The sequence below is a fragment of the Bartonella sp. AA2SXKL genome (genome assembly GCF_042197205.1).
Lineage (GTDB): Bacteria > Pseudomonadota > Alphaproteobacteria > Rhizobiales > Rhizobiaceae > Bartonella.
Genome location: NZ_JBHIRN010000290.1, coordinates 1 through 528, shown reverse-complemented (window position 1 = coordinate 528; position 528 = coordinate 1). Strand labels below are relative to the sequence as shown.

The 528-nt window shown below is 29.7% G+C and carries 1 protein-coding gene; it reads left to right on the top strand.

Features of this window, described 5'->3' with window-relative positions; genetic code table 11:
- Positions 1-223 precede the first annotated feature (223 nt).
- The coding region (gene ssb, locus ACFINS_RS11305; protein WP_375706322.1) for a single-stranded DNA-binding protein at positions 224-528 on the top strand (305 nt) is incomplete at its 3' end.

Here is a 528-nt window from a genome sequence, read left to right as displayed (position 1 = left end):
GTTTCAGCCATTTTACACCATTAAATATGTTACAATGTAATTACAATATAACACATTTTAGTGCATGTACAATAGTAGTAGTTAGAAACAAAAGCTATGAATATCTTACCATTTTAAATTCTTAATTATATACTTTAATAAATAATATTATCTTATTGAAAATAAAAAATAAATATTATAAAATATCTATTATAGATAGCGCAAATATAAGGTAAGTGAAAACATGCTCAATAAAGTGATGTTAATTGGCTATTTAGGAGATGATCCTGAGAGCAAAACGATAACTTCTGGTGCTGAGGTGGTCAATTTTCGTATGGCAACCTCTGAAAGCTATATGAATAAAAATACGTACCAAAAAGTAGAAAAAACAGAATGGCATTCCGTAGTGGTTTTTAATCCGCATTTTGCAAAAATAGCACTTCAGTATCTAAACAAAGGTTCAAAGGTTTACATAGAAGGCAAATTACAAACCCGTAAATGGCAAGATAAAAATGGGCATGACCGTTACACAACAGAAATTGTCCTGCC